Annotated in this window: 20 protein-coding genes; 9 read left to right on the top strand and 11 right to left on the bottom strand. The window is 34.1% G+C overall.

What is annotated here, in order from left to right:
• Positions 1-65 precede the first annotated feature (65 nt).
• Both H593_RS0104670 and H593_RS0104665 read right to left on the bottom strand, forming a co-directional pair.
• Complete coding sequence (locus H593_RS0104670; RefSeq protein ID WP_028871371.1) at positions 66-515, bottom strand: ferritin-like domain-containing protein; 450 nt, start codon at positions 513-515, stop codon at positions 66-68.
• 196 nt (positions 516-711) lie between these two features.
• Entirely contained in the window at positions 712-2,004 is a 1,293-nt protein-coding gene (locus H593_RS0104665) for a DUF6252 domain-containing protein (RefSeq protein WP_028871370.1), read from the bottom strand.
• 272 nt (positions 2,005-2,276) lie between these two features.
• Here H593_RS0104665 and H593_RS0104660 point away from each other — a divergent pair, with 272 nt between their 5' ends.
• From H593_RS0104660 to H593_RS0104645, 4 genes are all read left to right on the top strand, one after another.
• The gene (locus H593_RS0104660) at positions 2,277-2,885 is read left to right on the top strand and encodes a 30S ribosomal protein S16 (protein WP_028871369.1); all 609 of its coding nucleotides are present in this window, start codon (positions 2,277-2,279) and stop codon (positions 2,883-2,885) included.
• A gap of 104 nt (positions 2,886-2,989) precedes the next feature.
• Entirely contained in the window at positions 2,990-3,520 is a 531-nt protein-coding gene (gene rimM, locus H593_RS0104655; protein ID WP_028871368.1) for a ribosome maturation factor RimM, read from the top strand.
• 42 nt (positions 3,521-3,562) lie between these two features.
• A complete protein-coding gene (locus tag H593_RS0104650) occupies positions 3,563-4,276 on the top strand; it encodes a tRNA1(Val) (adenine(37)-N6)-methyltransferase (protein ID WP_028871367.1) in 714 nt (237 codons plus the stop codon).
• Positions 4,277-4,409: 133 nt separating this feature from the next.
• Positions 4,410-5,588: an acyl-CoA dehydrogenase family protein gene (locus tag H593_RS0104645; RefSeq protein WP_028871366.1), complete on the top strand. Its 1,179-nt coding sequence runs from the start codon at positions 4,410-4,412 to the stop codon at positions 5,586-5,588.
• Between the two features lie 757 nt (positions 5,589-6,345).
• Here H593_RS0104645 and H593_RS0104640 read toward each other — a convergent pair.
• The 7 genes from H593_RS0104640 to trmB form a co-directional block, all read right to left on the bottom strand.
• Complete coding sequence (locus H593_RS0104640; protein ID WP_028871365.1) at positions 6,346-6,678, bottom strand: 2Fe-2S iron-sulfur cluster-binding family protein; 333 nt, start codon at positions 6,676-6,678, stop codon at positions 6,346-6,348.
• 44 nt (positions 6,679-6,722) lie between these two features.
• Entirely contained in the window at positions 6,723-7,784 is a 1,062-nt protein-coding gene (locus H593_RS0104635; protein WP_028871364.1) for an NAD(P)/FAD-dependent oxidoreductase, read from the bottom strand.
• A gap of 65 nt (positions 7,785-7,849) precedes the next feature.
• Complete coding sequence (locus tag H593_RS0104630; RefSeq protein ID WP_028871363.1) at positions 7,850-8,092, bottom strand: NifU family protein; 243 nt, start codon at positions 8,090-8,092, stop codon at positions 7,850-7,852.
• A complete protein-coding gene (locus H593_RS0104625) occupies positions 8,093-9,232 on the bottom strand; it encodes an Mrp/NBP35 family ATP-binding protein (protein WP_028871362.1) in 1,140 nt (379 codons plus the stop codon).
• Positions 9,233-9,471: 239 nt separating this feature from the next.
• Positions 9,472-9,801 (bottom strand): MGMT family protein, encoded by a 330-nt coding sequence (locus H593_RS0104620; RefSeq protein ID WP_028871361.1) that lies wholly within the window; start codon positions 9,799-9,801, stop codon positions 9,472-9,474.
• Positions 9,801-10,430 carry a LysE family transporter gene (locus H593_RS0104615; protein ID WP_028871360.1) on the bottom strand — a complete coding sequence of 210 codons (630 nt, stop codon included), beginning with the start codon at positions 10,428-10,430 and terminating at the stop codon, positions 9,801-9,803. The genes H593_RS0104620 and H593_RS0104615 overlap by 1 nt, the downstream gene beginning before the upstream one ends.
• A gap of 2 nt (positions 10,431-10,432) precedes the next feature.
• Positions 10,433-11,107 (bottom strand): tRNA (guanosine(46)-N7)-methyltransferase TrmB, encoded by a 675-nt coding sequence (gene trmB, locus H593_RS0104610; protein WP_028871359.1) that lies wholly within the window; start codon positions 11,105-11,107, stop codon positions 10,433-10,435.
• Between the two features lie 134 nt (positions 11,108-11,241).
• Between trmB and H593_RS0104605 the strand changes: the two genes are divergently transcribed.
• Positions 11,242-12,309, top strand: a complete 1,068-nt coding sequence (locus H593_RS0104605) for a glycosyltransferase (protein WP_028871358.1) — start codon at positions 11,242-11,244, stop codon at positions 12,307-12,309.
• Here the strand turns inward: H593_RS0104605 and H593_RS0104600 are convergent.
• Both H593_RS0104600 and H593_RS0104595 read right to left on the bottom strand, forming a co-directional pair.
• Positions 12,283-13,326 (bottom strand): sensor histidine kinase, encoded by a 1,044-nt coding sequence (locus H593_RS0104600; RefSeq protein WP_028871357.1) that lies wholly within the window; start codon positions 13,324-13,326, stop codon positions 12,283-12,285. The genes H593_RS0104605 and H593_RS0104600 overlap by 27 nt on opposite strands.
• On the bottom strand, positions 13,326-14,009 hold the full coding sequence (locus tag H593_RS0104595; protein WP_028871356.1) for a response regulator transcription factor: 684 nt from the start codon (positions 14,007-14,009) through the stop codon (positions 13,326-13,328). Before H593_RS0104595 ends, H593_RS0104600 begins: the two co-directional genes overlap by 1 nt.
• 244 nt (positions 14,010-14,253) lie before the next feature.
• Between H593_RS0104595 and H593_RS19870 the strand changes: the two genes are divergently transcribed.
• The 4 genes from H593_RS19870 to H593_RS18485 form a co-directional block, all read left to right on the top strand.
• A complete protein-coding gene (locus H593_RS19870) occupies positions 14,254-16,011 on the top strand; it encodes a T9SS type A sorting domain-containing protein (RefSeq protein WP_051229620.1) in 1,758 nt (585 codons plus the stop codon).
• A 66-nt stretch (positions 16,012-16,077) separates the two neighbouring features.
• Positions 16,078-17,058 carry a LuxE/PaaK family acyltransferase gene (locus H593_RS0104585; RefSeq protein WP_028871355.1) on the top strand — a complete coding sequence of 327 codons (981 nt, stop codon included), beginning with the start codon at positions 16,078-16,080 and terminating at the stop codon, positions 17,056-17,058.
• Positions 17,059-17,088: 30 nt separating this feature from the next.
• A complete protein-coding gene (locus tag H593_RS18490) occupies positions 17,089-17,307 on the top strand; it encodes a hypothetical protein (RefSeq protein WP_051229619.1) in 219 nt (72 codons plus the stop codon).
• A gap of 86 nt (positions 17,308-17,393) precedes the next feature.
• Positions 17,394-17,653, top strand: a 260-nt coding sequence (locus H593_RS18485) for a helix-turn-helix domain-containing protein (RefSeq protein ID WP_037051525.1), incomplete at its 3' end; no start/stop codon positions are given.

Here is a 17,653-nt window from a genome sequence, read left to right as displayed (position 1 = left end):
GAAGAGTTTTAAACATAAAAAGTCAGCTTTAAAAAGCTGACTTTTTATCACATATTTATGTCTAATTAAGAACTTAATTCTTCTTGCACTTTCTCTGTATTGATAGCAGACTGTATTAAGTCTCTGTGCTTCAACAACAAGAAATCAATTGTTGGAGGCAAATTAGGCTCGGCAATAAGTTCATTATATTCCTTTAAACTCGCTTTTTCTCCTCGAATTGCTTCTTCCATAATCGACTCTTCGTTATCGGAGCTAAACGTAGATTTTAAGCTCATCCAGTTGCGATGCATTACGCCTTTAAAACTCCCCGAATCATCCGGTATTTGGCCATATTGTAGAATCTCAGTTCTCAGTTCTTTTGCAAATTCACTTCGCTCTGAAGATCTTCTCTTAAAAAACATTTTTAATCTATCACCATCCACATTATCAATTGCTTTTAAATAGCCTTTCTCTGCATCATAGTTTTTTACTAATAATATATTTAATTTGTTTGAAATTTCTTCTGAATACTTCATAATATCATTTACATTTTAAATTCCAATACTTTTATTTTAAGATGCGTATTGTTTCACATCCAACTAAGGATAGTATAACTCAAAAAATAAGAAAAATAGAATACATTAACATCTTTAACAAAGTCTTAAAACTATTTAACACTATAAACCCAGACAGTGTATGTCTGGGTTTATAGTGTTAGCAAAGATAATATAATTACATATTATCCAAATAATCAGGGATACCATCAGCATCAGTATCTAAGGCATCTGCTGGATTGCCATCTAGATTTGGATCTGCATTTTCATTAATTGTTAAGATTGTATCATCATCATCGTCTGTATCTAAATAGTCACTTACTCCGTCTCCATCCGTATCTCCAATCTCAAATTGCGTAAAAACACCGTCACCATCATCATCATCATCTAGATAATCAACCTCTGTATTACCATCTGTATCGATTGGATTTCCATCCACATCTTTTGCTTCATTGATTGTCAAAATACCATCGCCATCATCATCATCATCTAAGTAATTTGGTATGCCATCTAAATCGGTATCATCATCATCTAAATTACCGTCTAAATCTCCATTAAAATTTTCGAAAATATTTGGAATACCATCGCTATCGTCGTCATTACAATCTAAGCCATCTATAATTGCTTGGATACTTCCTTCATCATCGCCACAAAATTCAATCTGTTGCTCTAAGTAGAATCTATAAATCTCACAAGCATCGATATACGTCCCAATAGTTGCCGTTTCAAAAGCAGCTTGTGCAGTGAGTCTATTTTGAACTGCAAAATTACAAGGGAACACACAATTATTAAGATCACTTATTTGCTGCTGGATAGCTCCATCTACATCTCCACAATAATCGCTCTTAAACAATAAAGCTTCAGAATATACATTACAAGCATTGGCGTAAGAAGGAGCATCAATGTATTCTATGGTCGAAGAAAAAGTTGAGAGATAATTAGCACGCGTTGAAGTCACATCTATTTCTGTATCATCACAAGTGATTACAACCGCGGGAATACTACCTGATGTTAAAGGGACTCTAAAAAAGATACCTTCATTATAGCCAATAGAGTTCAAACCTGATTCATCAAAAGCTAAAAACTCAAAAGTACCTGTAAATGTATTGTTGTTGATTTCATCTAACTTAACGAAACCGTACTCTGGATAAATAGAAACGCTTGAATCTGGTCTATTATTTGTAGAATATGCAGTACCACCAGCGTCAACATAACGCCCTTCCATTGAATTTACATCTCCTAATATATAAGTTCCAACTGCTACAGAAGGAATTGTAAGTGATACGGTTTCTATATTATTACCTGCTCTAAAAGTTAAAAAACCATTTTCATCAATAGATGCACTAGTAAATTCTGCTTTCCAAAGTCCGTACTCTCGATTTCCTTGAAATGCAGGCGAATTAAATTCGACTTCATCACCACAACTAGTTAAGGTCAAAATAGTTACAAGAAGTATAGCTAATCTTTTCATTACTTAAGTTTTCTCCCTCTAAATAAAACGAGGCTTATTACAGGTTATAAATAACGTCATTACAGCATTTTATATTTGATTTCTTGTAATTTAATTAGGCTTTTCCTTTTTAAAAATTATTTCAAATACAAAATTGACATTACAGTTTTCAAAAGTATGATAAATTTTCAATATTACTTAATTAGAAATAAAATGTTGAGAATTAAATTATTGTATTATCTTTGCGCCTCATTAATAATAGAGGTCGCGAACCTCGCAAATTAATTAAAAATATGCCTGTAAAAATAAGATTACAAAGACACGGTAAAAAAGGGAAACCTTATTATTGGATCGTAGCAGCAGATGCACGAGCAAAAAGAGATGGTAAATACCTAGAAAAATTAGGTGCTTATAATCCAAACACTAATCCAGCAACAATAGAATTAAATGTTGATGGAGCAGTACATTGGCTACAGAATGGTGCACAACCAACTGACACTGCACGAGCAATTTTATCATATAAAGGTGCAATGCTAAAAAACCATTTAGCTGGTGGTGTAGCTAAAGGTGCTATAACTGCAGATCAAGCTGAGGAAAAGTTCAACGCCTGGTTACAAGAGAAAGCAGGAACAGTACAAGCTAAAGAAGCTGGTTTATCTGATGCTCAAGCTAAAGCAAAAGCTGATGCACTAGCAGCAGAAAAAGCAGTTAACGACGCTAGAATAGCCGCAGCTACTCCAGAAGTTGAAGAAGAGGCAACTCCAGAAACTCCTGAAAACACAGAAGCGACTGAAGAAGTTGAAGCTACAGAAGTTGAAGCTACAGAAGAGGCAGTAACAGAGGATACGGCAGCAACTGACACAGAGGCAACTGATACAGAAGCAGCTGACACAGAAAAATAAAAAATTATTTTTTATACTTTTAAACTCCGATACGATGTATCGGAGTTTTTTAGTTTATTAAACAACTAATTTTCAAACCTTAGACTTATAAAATCACATTTTAGATGCAAAAAACCGACTGCTTTTTTTTAGGAAAAATTGTAAAGAAATATAGTTTTAAAGGCGAGCTATTAGTCAAATTAGATACTGACGAACCAGCTCTTTATGAAAATATGGACTCCGTGTTTATAGAGCTTCGTGATAAACTACTCCCTTTTTTTATAGAATCTTCGCAACTGCACAAATCTGAATTATTACGTATCAAGTTTGAAGATGTAGATACCGAAGAAGACGCCGATTCGCTAATGAAAAGCGGCTTATATTTACCACTTGAGTTTTTACCAAAATTAGAAGATGATAAGTTTTACTTTCATGAAATTATCGGATTTAAAGTTGAAGATAAGAATTTTGGTCACGTAGGTGTTATAACCTCTATTAATGACGCAACGGCACAATCGCTTTTTGAAATTGACAGAGATGGCATCGAAATTTTAATTCCTATGAATGATGCCTTTATTTCAAAAGTGGATAAAAAGAACAAAATAATTTTTGTAGATACTCCTGAAGGATTGATTGATTTATACTTAGAAGAATAATCCCATCCTAAATCCTTCCCAAAAGGGAGAACTTTCACTCCTATGAATAAGCCTTTTCAGTTTAAAGAATTCTCAGTTAATCAAGACCAATGTGCTATGAAAATTGGTACAGATGGTGTATTATTGGGTGCATGGTCTTCAATTGAAAGTCATCCATTTTCAATTTTAGATATTGGTGCTGGCACAGGTGTTTTATCATTAATGCTTGCACAGCGTTGTGATGCTCAAGTGATCGAAGCACTCGAAATTGACGATAAAGCTTATGAACAATGTGTCGATAATTTTGAGCAGTCTCCTTGGAATGATCGTTTGTTTTGTTATCATGCATCACTAGATGAATTTGCCGAAGAAATTGATGATACATATGATTTAATTATTTGTAACCCTCCTTTCTATTCTGAAACATTTAAAACTGAAAACGCTCAACGTGACCTAGCTCGATTTCAAGACGCCATGCCTTTTGAGCACTTACTGGAGAGCATAACTACTTTACTTTCAAAAAACGGCTTGTTTTCGGTTGTTATTCCGTTTTCTGAAGAGGAAAAATTCATTACTCTTGCCAAGCAGTTTAATCTTTTCACTAAGCGTGTTTTGCACGTTAGAGGCAATCCTTCCGCAGATATAAAAAGAAGTCTTATAGAGTTTTCTTTCTTACAATCAAATATTGAGAGTTCAGAATTAATTATTGAAACCTCACGTCATCAATACACCGAAAATTATATTAAGTTAACTAGATATTTTTATTTAAAAATGTAATTGCTCACTGCAAACCTTTTCGTTATCTTTGCTTCTCAATTTTTAATGCATAAAATAAAGTGATTTGTGGAGATTATAAAATAAGCATTTATGCGAAGTTTGCCTTACACTCACTTAAATTAAACACTATCAGATGAAACCAGATTTATTCGAAGCTCCTGATTATTATAATCTTGACGAATTACTTACAGAAGAACATAAATTAATACGTGATGCTGCCAGAAAATGGGTTAAGCGTGATGTCTCACCAATAATTGAAGAAGCTGCGCAAAAAGCAGAATTTCCAAAATCTATAATTAGCGGATTGGCAGAAATTGGAGCTTTTGGCCCATACATTCCTGAACAATATGGTGGCGCTGGACTAGACCAAATTTCTTATGGCTTAATTATGCAAGAAATAGAGCGTGGAGATTCTGGAGTGCGAAGTACCGCATCTGTGCAGTCATCATTGGTCATGTATCCTATTTGGAAATATGGAAATGAAGAACAACGTCAAAAATATTTACCAAAACTAGCTAGTGGAGAATGGATGGGATCTTTTGGTTTAACAGAACCCGATCACGGAAGTAATCCTGGTGGCATGACCACAAATTTTAAAGATATGGGCGACCATTATCTTTTAAATGGCGCTAAAATGTGGATTTCAAATTCTCCTTTTTGTCAAGTCGCTGTCGTTTGGGCAAAAAATGAAGAAGGACGTATTCATGGTCTTCTTGTAGAACGTGGCATGGAAGGATTCTCAACGCCTGAAACTCATAACAAATGGTCACTTAGAGCATCCTCTACTGGTGAGCTAATTTTTGATAACGTTAAGGTGCCTAAAGAAAACTTATTACCAAACAAATCAGGATTAGGAGCGCCATTAGGCTGCTTGGATTCTGCTCGTTTTGGTATTGCTTGGGGAGTAATTGGTGCTGCAATGGATTGTTACGATACAGCACTAAGATATAGTAAAGAACGCATCCAATTTGGCAAACCAATTGGACAGTTTCAATTGCAACAGAAGAAACTGGCTGAAATGATCACCGAAATCACTAAAGCACAATTATTAGCCTGGAGACTTGGTGTGATGCGAGAAAATGGAACAGCAACATCTGCTCAAATTTCTATGGCAAAACGTAATAATGTGGATATGGCTTTAAAAATTGCTCGTGACTCAAGACAAATGTTAGGAGGTATGGGAATTAGTGGAGAATATTCTATTATGAGACATATGATGAACTTAGAAAGTGTTGTCACTTATGAAGGTACACACGATATTCATTTATTGATAACAGGATTAGATATTACTGGTCTAAATGCTTTTAATTAAGGCCTAATCGCTATTAAAACAAATCTCGTAGACGTTAATTTAACTTTGAATAATCGTTTCGTGATGATATAAAAATTCAAAAAATGCTTTTCTTAATCGGGAAGCATTTTGTATTCTACGCAACGTGTAACTCTTGGTTATAACTACTCCTACTTAATTACTAGTCTTAATAATCAATTTCAAGGGATGACTTCATAGATTTATAAAACTGAATTTACAGCGCAAATACAAACGGCACTTATAGTTGCTAAAGGTGTTAAAAACAGTGCGGCGGCAGTAATAATTCCAGATTATCTGTTTACACCTTTTAAACAAAAAAACTAAAGCTTAAAAAAGGCAAGCTGTATCTACTAGATTTTTGATATATAGAATGTATTCCTTGCAGAAAAGACCATGAGGTTATTGCTAAATATTATGCCGACAATCCTGTCAAGAATATTGAAACCATTGGCATGTCTATTGATACAAAAAAGAGAATTGGATTAACTATTTAAACGAACATAATTATAATTAGGTTAATTATAATCCGTATATTTTAAAAAAACGTTATACATGCCTCTAAAGATCAATTTGTTTCCTTACGTATATTGTGGTGGATGACAAAGGACCATTATTACATAAAAGCAATAGATTTTTGAAAGCTGTGAACTTTATAGAATCAAGACAAGACTAAATAATAAATCTCCGTTAACGTTGGCGTCTTCTACCAACTGTTATTTCTAATTTACTAAGAGGCTACTGCCTTTGCAGGAATTTGTTAAGATTCTGGAGCCAGTTCAACTTCTAAACCTTCCATTTCTGGCCTCATCTGAATTTGACAGCCCAAACGCGAATTATCTTTAACATAAAAGGCCTCGCTAAGCATCGCTTCTTCGTCATCTTGCATTTCTGGTAATTCCGTTTCACTTAACACATAACATTGACAAGAGGCGCACATTGCCATACCTCCACAAATACCAATGGTCCCTTCTGGAGCTAACTCGTAAGAGCGAACAACTTCCATTAGGTTCATAGCCATATCTGTAGGTGCTAAAACCTCATGAGTCACTCCTTCTCTATCTATTATTTTGATGTTTATGTCTTGTTCCAAAGTTATGTGATATGAAACCTATCAGGTTTTGAAAAGCTTATAGGTTAATCAATTGTTTTTACAACTGCTTTAGGTGCTTCTTTTCGTGTCCCATCAAATCCGTCTACTCCAGCAACTGTTGTATATTTTAATACATAACGTTTTCCTGGGTTGATGATTTTATATGCTGCCTGACACATTAATGTTGCTTCATGGAAACCACATAAAATTAATTTTAATTTTCCAGGATATGTATTCACATCTCCTATAGCAAAAACACCCGGAATATTGGTTTGATAATCTAAAGCGTTATCTACTTTTATTGCATTTTTTTCAATCTCCAATCCCCAATCTCCAATTGGACCTAGTTTTGGTGATAACCCAAAAAGTGGGATAAAATGATCACAGTCTATCTCAAACTCTTTTTCAATATGTTGTGCTTGTTTTACAACAACAGCTTTTACTTTTTCATCTCCAACGATACCGATCACCTCAGCAGGTGTAACTAAATTTATTTTACCTTGATTTTTTAATTCTTGTACTTTTTCTACGGAATCTAAATGCCCACGGAATTCGCTACGTCTATGAATTAAAGTAACCTCACTCGCCACGTCACTTAAAAAAATACTCCAATCTAATGCAGAATCTCCTCCACCTGCAATAACCACTTTCTTGTCTCTGTAAACCTCAGGATCTTTAATAATATATTCTACGCCTAAATCCTCAAACTCAGCAATATTATGAATTAAAGGTTTACGAGGCTCAAAACTTCCTAAGCCACCAGCAATTGCCACAACTAGAGCTTGGTGTTTAGTTCCTTTGTTTGTAGTGACAATAAAGGTACCGTCCTCTTGTTTTTCTATTGTTTCTGCACGCTCACCCAAAGTAAATCCTGGCTTAAATTGCTTGCACTGTTCCAATAATTTATCAGTTAAATCACCCGCTAAAATTTCTGGATATGCAGGAATATCGTAAATAGGCTTTTTAGGATATATTTCTGAACATTGTCCACCAGCTTGAGGTAAAGCATCAATTAAATGACACTTTAGTTTAAGTAGACCAGCTTCAAAAACAGTAAATAGTCCTGTTGGCCCTGCTCCTATTATGAGTATATCTGTTGTAATCATGAATTCTAATTTCTGGAAAGTAAAATTAATCTAGAACGCTTTATAAATCTATGACAAATGTCATTCTAAGCTTCAATATTAATAACATGTTCAATTTGAGGTGCATACTTTTTTATAGTCATTTCTACACCAGATTTAAGTGTCATTTGATTTACACTACAACCCACACAAGCTCCTTGTAATTGGACTTTAACCAGCGTATCATTTTCTATTGATAATAATGAAATATCACCTCCATCACTTTGTAAAAAAGGACGTATTTCATCTAATGCTTTTTCGACATTTATTCTAAGCTCTTCTGTACTCATCTATTTTTTATTTACTGCTGAACAACCAGCCATCGTCGTTATTTTAATAGCCTCTGTTGCTGGTAAATTATCATTGCGTTTTACAACCTCTTCTACTACATTTCGGGTCAGTTTTTCAAATGCTCGTTCTAATTCTGTAGCTGTTTGTAATGCTGCTGGTCTTCCTGCATCTGCAGCTTCTCTTATGCTTTGTACCAGAGGTAGTTCTCCTAAGAATGGAATACCTAAGTCTTCTGCAAGATTTTTTGCACCTTCTTTTCCAAAAATATAATATTTGTTATCAGGAAGTTCCTCTGGTATAAAATAGGCCATATTCTCAATAATACCTAAAACGGGTACATTGATACTTTCTTGTTGAAACATCGCAACTCCTTTTTTAGCATCTGCAAGGGCAACATTTTGAGGTGTACTAACCACAACAGCTCCTGTTATTGGGAGTGATTGCATGATACTTAAATGAATATCCCCAGTTCCTGGAGGCAAATCTAATAGCATAAAATCGAGTTCTCCCCAAGCGGCATCAAAAATCATTTGATTTAATGCTTTAGCTGCCATCGGTCCACGCCAAACTACTGCTTGATCTGGTTTAGTAAAAAAGCCAATGGATAAAATTTTAACACCGTAGTTTTCTACTGGACTCATTTTTGACTTGCCGTCAATAGTAACTGCTTTAGGTCTTTCTAATTCTACATCAAACATTATTGGCATTGATGGGCCATAAATATCTGCATCTAAAATTCCAACTTTAAAACCCATTTTGGCTAGAGTAACAGCTAGATTTGCAGTCACTGTAGATTTACCTACACCTCCTTTTCCTGAGGCTACAGCAATTATGTTTTTAATTCCAGGAATTTGTTTTCCCTTAATCACATTGGGAGCAGATTTTGTTGGCGCATCTACTTTTACATTTACTTTTATTTTAGCCTTTTCATACACCATTTTGTGAATGGTTTGCATGATTTCAACTTCAGTTTTCTTTTTGGCTTGTAAGCTTGGGTTTGTTATTGTAATATCAACAATAACCTCATCTGCAAATGTTACAATGTTAGTTACGGCTCCACTTTCAACCATATTTTGCCCTTCACCAGGTGCAGAAATACTTTCAAGCGCTTTAAATATATCTTGTTTATTTAACTTCATGTGCTTATATCTATTGTTTTTAAACGGTCACATGCTTTGCTATTAATCAGTCCCTTGAATAACAACTCTTTTTACATGCTCGTTTTACGGCAATTATTATATTCTAGAATTAATTTATTCAGAATCATTCTAAATGCAAAGATACTTAATAAAGCTTTAAATTTATAGTGTTCGGATTGCTATTTCTTATGACGTAATTTGAGATTTAAATGGTACTTCAAAATGTAATTTATATGAAACTACAACTCCTTCATCGGATCCCAAAATACCTTTTCAAGATTTTGGATTTGATTGTCTATCACAACAATTCCTTCGCTCTCTAGAAGTTGCTGCATAAGATTGGTTCCATCAAAATGATGCTTTCCTGTGAGTAGTCCTTTTCTGTTTACGACGCGATGTGCAGGAACATCTTTTCCGTGTGAGCCATTCATTGCATACCCAACCATTCTGGCACTTCGTTTAGCTCCTAAATAATTAGCTATTGCGCCATAGCTTGTTACTTTTCCGAAGGGAATTAATTTCGCCACTTCATAAACGCGATCAAAAAAATTCAGGGTCTCCAATTTCATTACGTACCCATTATGATATTGATCAATGTTACTCCAGCAACAATACCAGTTATTGCTCCAATGATGTAGTTCATATTTTTTTGAGAAGTCAAACTCTTGTTTTTTATCTTGTCAAAAAAGAAAATATAAACATACAGCATCACGAAAGTTCCTGTTGCTGCTCCCGAGCAATATGACACTATGTTTGTTGTGTCAAAAGAAAACCATCCAAAACCTGTAATAGTAATTGTCATGTAGGCTTGATATGGTATTGGAAATACGTTTATTGCCGACAAAAACATGCCTTGTAAAAAACGACTAGGCTTACTTTTGGCATGTGATTCTACGTCTGGTTTAGGATTTGACTTAGCAACAAAAAGAAAATAAATTGTAATAAGTACAAAAATAACAAATGCCACCTGTCTTAAAATCTCAACTGTATTTGGGTGGCTGCTCAAATAACGAGCAAACATAGCGGCAATATAAGTTTGTAAAAACACGATAAAACAAACGCCTAATGAAAAAATAACACCTCTGCTATAACCCTCTTTAAGACTTACTTTTGCTGCTGTCATATTTAATAGACCAGGAGGAACAACACCAACAAGTGCTATAATTAATCCTAGAAAAAAAATGACAGTAATATTCAATTCTATTTAATTTTAAACCGAATATACGTAATTGGTTTGTTTTGTTCTAAATACTGAGATTCATAGTAGGTTTGAATACTCGTTACTTCTTCTGGGCTTCCTTCCTGTTTATAGACATTATGATTTGCATATAGCACCTCATGACCTTCACCTTGAAGTAATCCCAGCGTATACCCATGCATAAATTCACTATCGGTTTTTAAATTTACAACACCTTCTGGTTTTAAAATGGTTTTGTAGCGTTTTAAAAATTGTGAATTGGTCATTCTATGTTTAGTACGCTTATATTTTATTTGAGGATCTGGAAAGGTAATCCAAATTTCATCGACTTCATTCTCTGCAAATACGTGGTCCACTAATTCAATTTGTGTGCGAATAAAGGCAACATTAGGAATATGATCTTCTATTGCCGTTTTAGCGCCTCTCCAAAACCGAGCTCCTTTAATGTCGATACCAATAAAGTTCTTATTCGGAAATTTCTTCGCTAATTCTACCGTATATTCTCCACGCCCACAACCCAATTCTAATATTAAAGGATTATCGTTTTTAAAAACCGAAGCATTCCACTCCCCTTTAAATTCATATTGTGAATCGACTAATTCTTCTCTCATTGGCTGAAACACATTAGAGAATGTTTCATTTTCTTTAAATCGTTTGAGTTTATTTTTACTTCCCACTGCCTATATTTAACAATATATTATTTTTACTTATTGATGTGGTAAAATTAAGGAAACATTTTAAGCTTATCTTTATTTTTAAAAACAGACTCATTAAAATACATGAGACTACAATACTGAAACAAACTAAACGCATGCAAGTTCAGCTCAAGAAACGAATACTTATTGCGCCATTAAATTGGGGATTAGGCCATGCTGCGCGATGTATTCCAATTATTAAAGCCTTACAAGAGCAGCAATTTGAACCCGTTATTGCGAGTGATGGCATTGCATTGTTATTACTACGGAAAGAATTTCCTGATCTTCAATCTATAGAACTCCCGTCATACAACATAAGGTATCCCAAAAATGGAAAACATTTTAGACTAAAAATGTTGCAAAGCTCTCCAAAGATGGCTAAAGCGATAAAAAATGAAAAAAAAGCTATTGCCTCTATTATAGAGGATTATAAAATTGATGGTATCATTTCTGATAATCGTTTAGGTGTTCATCATAAAAAGTTGCCTTGTGTTTTTATAACACATCAACTTCAAGTTTTAAGTGGCAGCACCACATGGCTGAGCACGAAATTGCATCAAAACATTATAAAGCGGTTTCATGAATGTTGGGTACCTGACAACCTTGGTGATATTAATCTTAGTGGGAAATTAGGTCATACACCTGCACATGATATCCCGCTAAAATATATTGGTCCTTTGAGTCGGTTTAAAAAAAAGGAACTTCCTTTAAAATATGACGTGATGGTACTGCTTTCTGGGCCAGAACCTCAACGTACATTGATAGAAAACAAACTGTTAACAGATTTTAAAACCTATAATGGAAAAGTACTTTTTATCAAAGGCATTATTGAAAATGAACAGCATGTTTCCGAAGAAAAAAACCTAATTATTTACAATTATATGACGAGTTCAGAATTAGAAAATGCGTTAAACGAAAGTCGTTTAATTGTCTCGAGATCTGGTTATACAACACTCATGGATTTGACTAAGCTCAATAAAAGCGCGTTCTTCATTCCTACTCCAGGTCAATATGAACAAGAATATCTTGCTGAGCGTTTGACAGAGCAAGGTCTAGTTGCTAGTTCTAAACAAGATGACTTTACAATAGAAAAATTAGACGATATTTCTAGTTTTAAAGGATTGAGCGCTATGGATTATGAGGTAAACTTCAAGAAATTATTTAGTCTTTTCAAGGGTAAATGAAAACTCACTCCCAACACCTAATTCACTTTCTACATAAATTTTCTCATCGTGAGCTTCTATAATATGCTTTACAATTGACAGACCTAAACCAGATCCACCTACTTTTCTAGAACCACTTTTATCAACGCGATAGAAGCGTTCAAACAACCGTGGAAGATTAGCTTTAGAAATACCTTCACCATTATCTGTAACTCTCACTATAACCTTATTTTTTATAAGGTTTTCGATGCTAACTTCGGTTGTTCCTTTGTCTTCACCATATTTTATAGAATTGACAATAAGATTAGAAAGCACTTGTTGAATTCGCTCTTTATCTGCTGTAACCATAATAGGCTCATTATAATCGATATCAAAAATCAAAGAGATCTTTTTCTTTGCAGCTTTCATCTCTAAAAGGTCAAAGACACTTTCTATGAGTTCAACAATATCAAACTCCATGATATTAAGCTGTAAATCTCCAACTTCTAACTTGGTAATCATATCTAAATCTTGCACAATATAGATAAGTCGTTCTAGACCTTTATTGGCTCTTATTAAATATTTCTCGTTGACTTTTTCATCATGTAAGGCGCCATCTAAAAGTGTTTCGAGATACCCTTGAACCGTAAATAGAGGTGTTTTTAATTCATGAGATACATTGCCTAAAAACTCTTTACGATACTCTTCTCTCACGATAAGCGTTTCTATTTCGAGTTTTTTGTCTTTTGCATATTTATCTATTTCCTGTGTAAGCGTCGCCATATCTGTAGTGATAGGTTGTTTACGCAAAGATGCGGACTCTAATAGCGTTAAATCGTCATATATTTTTTTTACCCGTCTGTAAATAAAACGTTCCACTCTATATTGAATGACTATGAAAGAAATAATATAAGTAAAGATTGCAAATGAAAGTAAATAAACAACATCTATAGAATGTAGTATATACAAAAAGACACTCGATAGGAGTGTCAAATATATCGTAATGTACAAGGATGTCTTTAAGGCAAACTTGTACGTTTTCTTTAATTTATTTTGCATTAGTCAACAAACTTATAGCCCACCCCTTTTATGGTTTTAAACTTTTCATCTCCAATTTTTTCACGAAGTTTTCTAATGTGAACATCAATTGTACGTCCACCAACAATAACCTCATTACCCCAAACCTTATCAAGTATCTCTTCACGTTTAAACACTTTATTTGGCTTAGTAGCTAACAAAGATAGCAATTCAAACTCTTTTCTTGGCAGTAAGAGTTCTTTTCCTTTTATAGTAATTTTATATTCTTCTCTATTGATTACTAAATTTCCGATTTTTAAAATTTCTTGAACTTTATCATCCTCTTTTAATCGTCTCAACAAGGCTTTAACCTTACTTACCAAGACTTTTGGTTTTATTGGTTTTGTTATGTAGTCGTCTGCACCAGCATCAAAACCAGCCATTTGAGAATAATCCTCTCCTCTAGCTGTCAAAAATGTGATGATTGTGTCGCTCAATTCTGGAATCTTTCTAATTTGCTCACAAGCTTCAATACCATCCATTTCTGGCATCATAACATCCAGAATAATAAGTTGAGGTTTTTCTTTCTTAGCTTTTTTGACACCATCAGCACCATTTTCTGCTGTTAATACCTGATAGCCTTCAGACGTCAAATTATAACCAACAATTTCTAAAATATCTGGTTCATCGTCTACTAATAAAATTTTAATATCCTTTTTTTTCATTTTTTCAAAATTGAAACGCTTAGCGTTGTAAAGATAGGATTAATAACAAAAATAATTACGAACACCCAAATTGATAACGTTAAGTTAACTTCATTTTTTGTTATCAACTGAAACTGAGTTACTTTTTAATACCCATGTTACGCTATTGTTAAATAGCTATATAGCTCTTAATTTATTCGTTTAAACCTCAAATTCTACCTATATTTGTTTGCATTTTTTTAAAACAATTTAAAACTAAATAATTATGAAAAAACTTTACTTTTTATGTTTAACTGCTTTAATTGGTTTTGCTTCCTTTGGGCAAACTACTTTATATACTGAAAGCTTTGAAACAAACACAAATGGAACTAATTACACAACTTCAGAAGCAGAGTTTTCTGATGGTTTTAATGATTTCTTCTTAAGAACAGATGGAAGCGACATAAATGCGTCTTACGAAGTAAACGGTGTTGATGGTGCTTTTATCTTCGCTGGACAGGATTTAGACGGAGAAGGCGCTACGTTGCCTCTTTCAGTTTCAACAATTGCTATTGACGTTACTGGTCTATCAAATGTTGATTTTGCAATTTTACTTGCTGAAGATGACGATGGTACTAATCAAGATTGGGATGACGCTGATTATGTAAACATTACTTATTCGTTGGATGGTGGTGCAGACCAAAATTTAATTTGGATTAGAAGTGAAGCTGCTGGATCAAATAGCGCACCAAGACTAGATACAGATTTTGATGGTACTGGAGATGGTGCAGAAATCACATCTACTTTTACTGAATATGTTGAAAATATCATACTTTCTGGAAATTCTTCAATTACGTTTAGAATTGAAATGAGTTTAAATTCTGGTGATGAAGATATCGCTTTTGACAATATTAGAGTTGTTAATGGATTTGTTGCACAACCTTCAATAACAATAACGTCACCTTCAAATGGGGCTGAAATAGCTCCTGGAACAACATCTGTAGATGTAGAATTCTCAACAACGAATTTAAGTGGTGGTGAATCAATAGATATCATAGTTAATGGTAACACAACAACTAACGTTACTAGTCCTTTTGCAGTAACAACTGTTGATGGTCAAACGTATGCTATTACCGTTCAACTTGTAAATGGAGGATTAGTTGATGAAGACATGGTTTCTTTTAGTGTGTTATCATCAAATGCTGTTGCAACGATTGCAGAATTGAGAGCTGGAACTGTTGGTGAAGTTTATGAACTAACTGGTGAAGCTTTATTAACGTACCAACAGTCATTTAGAGGTCAAAAGTATATTGAAGATGCAACTGGCGCTATCTTAATAGATGACAATTCAGGAATCATCAATACTACTTATGCAATTGGAGATGGTATCACTGGTATTACTGGAACTTTAGGAGGATTTGATGGAATGACTCAATTTGTACCTGCTGGCGACCCTGGTGTAGCTTCATCTACAGGTAATACAATAACACCTCAAGCAGTAACTTTAGCTATGCTAACTGCAAATCCTGAGCAATATGAGTCTGAATTAGTAGAAGTTACAGCTGTATTAATGGATGACAGTGTTGAAGCTACTTTTTCTAATGGAACTGTGTACGGGTTAGCTCAAGGCGCAGATGCCTTTAATTTTAGAACCTCTTTCTTTAATGTAGATTATATAGGAGCAAATGTACCAACAGTGGCTACAGATATCGTTGGAATCGTTAGCGAAAGATTACAAGATAATACATATTATTTAACTGCAAGAGATGCTGATGATTTTAGTGTACAACTCTTATCTGTTGATGATTTTAATGCGACTTCGTTCTCAGTATATCCAAACCCAACATCTACAGGATTTGTAAATATCGTTGGAACGACTGATAACGCTATTACAGTGTCGGTTTATGATATCTTAGGAAAACAAGTTATCAATGAAACGTTAACTAACAACCGTGTTAATGTATCTGCATTAAACGCTGGTATTTACATTGTTAAAATTTCTCAAAATGATGCCTCAGTTACTAAGAAGTTAGTGATTAAGTAATCCTTTTTAAAATAAAGTATTAAAAAGCGTTGCCTTATGGGCAACGCTTTTTTTATTTTTGTATCTATGATAAACACAAACGCTATATTTTCAATGTCTTCGGAAGATGAATTTAATACATTGGCATTGGAGGTCTTCAAATTTCAGTTTGAAAACAATCCCGTGTATCGCTCGTTTTGTGATTTATTATATAAACATCCTAGTGATGTAAAGCAAATTGAAGAGATCCCTTTTTTACCCATTCAGTTTTTTAAAAGTCATCACGTATTGAGTTCTAATGCTCCAATTGAAGACACATTTTCAAGCAGCGGGACTACAGGATCAATTACCAGTAAGCATTACGTAACCGACTTAAGTCTTTACAAAAAGAGCTTTAAAAAAGGTTTTGAGATTTTCTACGGAAATATTAATGACTACGTTGTTCTCGCTTTATTACCCAATTATTTAGAGCGGAAAGGCTCCTCATTAGTCTATATGGTTAATGATATGATTAAAAATTCGCAACATCCTGAAAGCGGGTTTTATCTCGATAACATCACTGAGCTAAAAGAGAAACTAATCAGTTTAGATTCCGAAGGAAAAAAAGTCATGCTTATTGGCGTGTCATTTGCGCTTTTAGATCTAGTAGAACTGCATCAATTCAATTTAAAAAATACGATTGTAATGGAAACTGGCGGTATGAAAGGTCGCCGAAAAGAAATGGTGAGAGAAGAACTACATTCTATTTTAAAATCAGGCTTTGGAGTCTCAAAAATTCATAGCGAATATGGCATGACCGAGTTATTAAGCCAAGCTTATTCTCTAGGTAATGGTATCTTTAGATATCCCAATTGGATGCGAATTTTAACCCGCGATCCTGAGGATGCACTCACTCTCCAAAAGACAAAAAAAACTGGTGGAATAAACGTTATTGATTTAGCTAATATTAATTCGTGCTCTTTTATAGCCACACAAGATTTAGGTCGTGTTCATGACAATTCTACTTTTGAAATTATTGGCAGGTTTGACTCGAGTGATATTAGAGGTTGCAATCTCATGGTCTTGTAATTATCTGCATTTTTTATCGACTACCTCTAAATGAAAACACAAGCACTATCTGTGATTTTTTTCTTCGGAATGCTAATCGCGTCATCACAAACAGCAAATTATAACACTCAAAAAGACTATGTAGCCAAAGGTTACGACGTGATTGCCTATTTTGATAATCAAGCTGTAGAAGGAAAAAATGAATATATAGCGCGATATGATGGTGTAAAATTCAAGTTCTTATCAGAAAAGAATCTCAACACATTCTAAGTTCAAGTTATAAGTGCAACACGAATATTTAAAATAGATGGGGCTAGCCCCATCTATTTTAGGCTCAATATTTATATTCGTTTTGAATGAAACATTATAAACAATTGACCTTGTCACAAAGGTATCAAATCTCTGCATTATTAGAGACAGGAATTACTATTACACAAATAGCAATAATTATTGGTGTCAATAAAAGTACAGTATCAAGAGAGTTAAAAAGAAACACGCCAAGTAGAGGAAGTACAGCTGGTAGTTATATTCCAGAACACGCTCAACAGAAGGCAATTAATAGACATTGTTTGAAACCCAAGCCTATAATCTTAACTGATGAGCTTAAAAAACGAAT

This window comes from Psychroserpens burtonensis DSM 12212, assembly GCF_000425305.1.
Taxonomy (GTDB): Bacteria; Bacteroidota; Bacteroidia; order Flavobacteriales; family Flavobacteriaceae; genus Psychroserpens; species Psychroserpens burtonensis.
The sequence above is the reverse complement of the archived record's forward strand: the minus strand, read 5'-3'. Positions and strand labels throughout refer to the sequence as shown.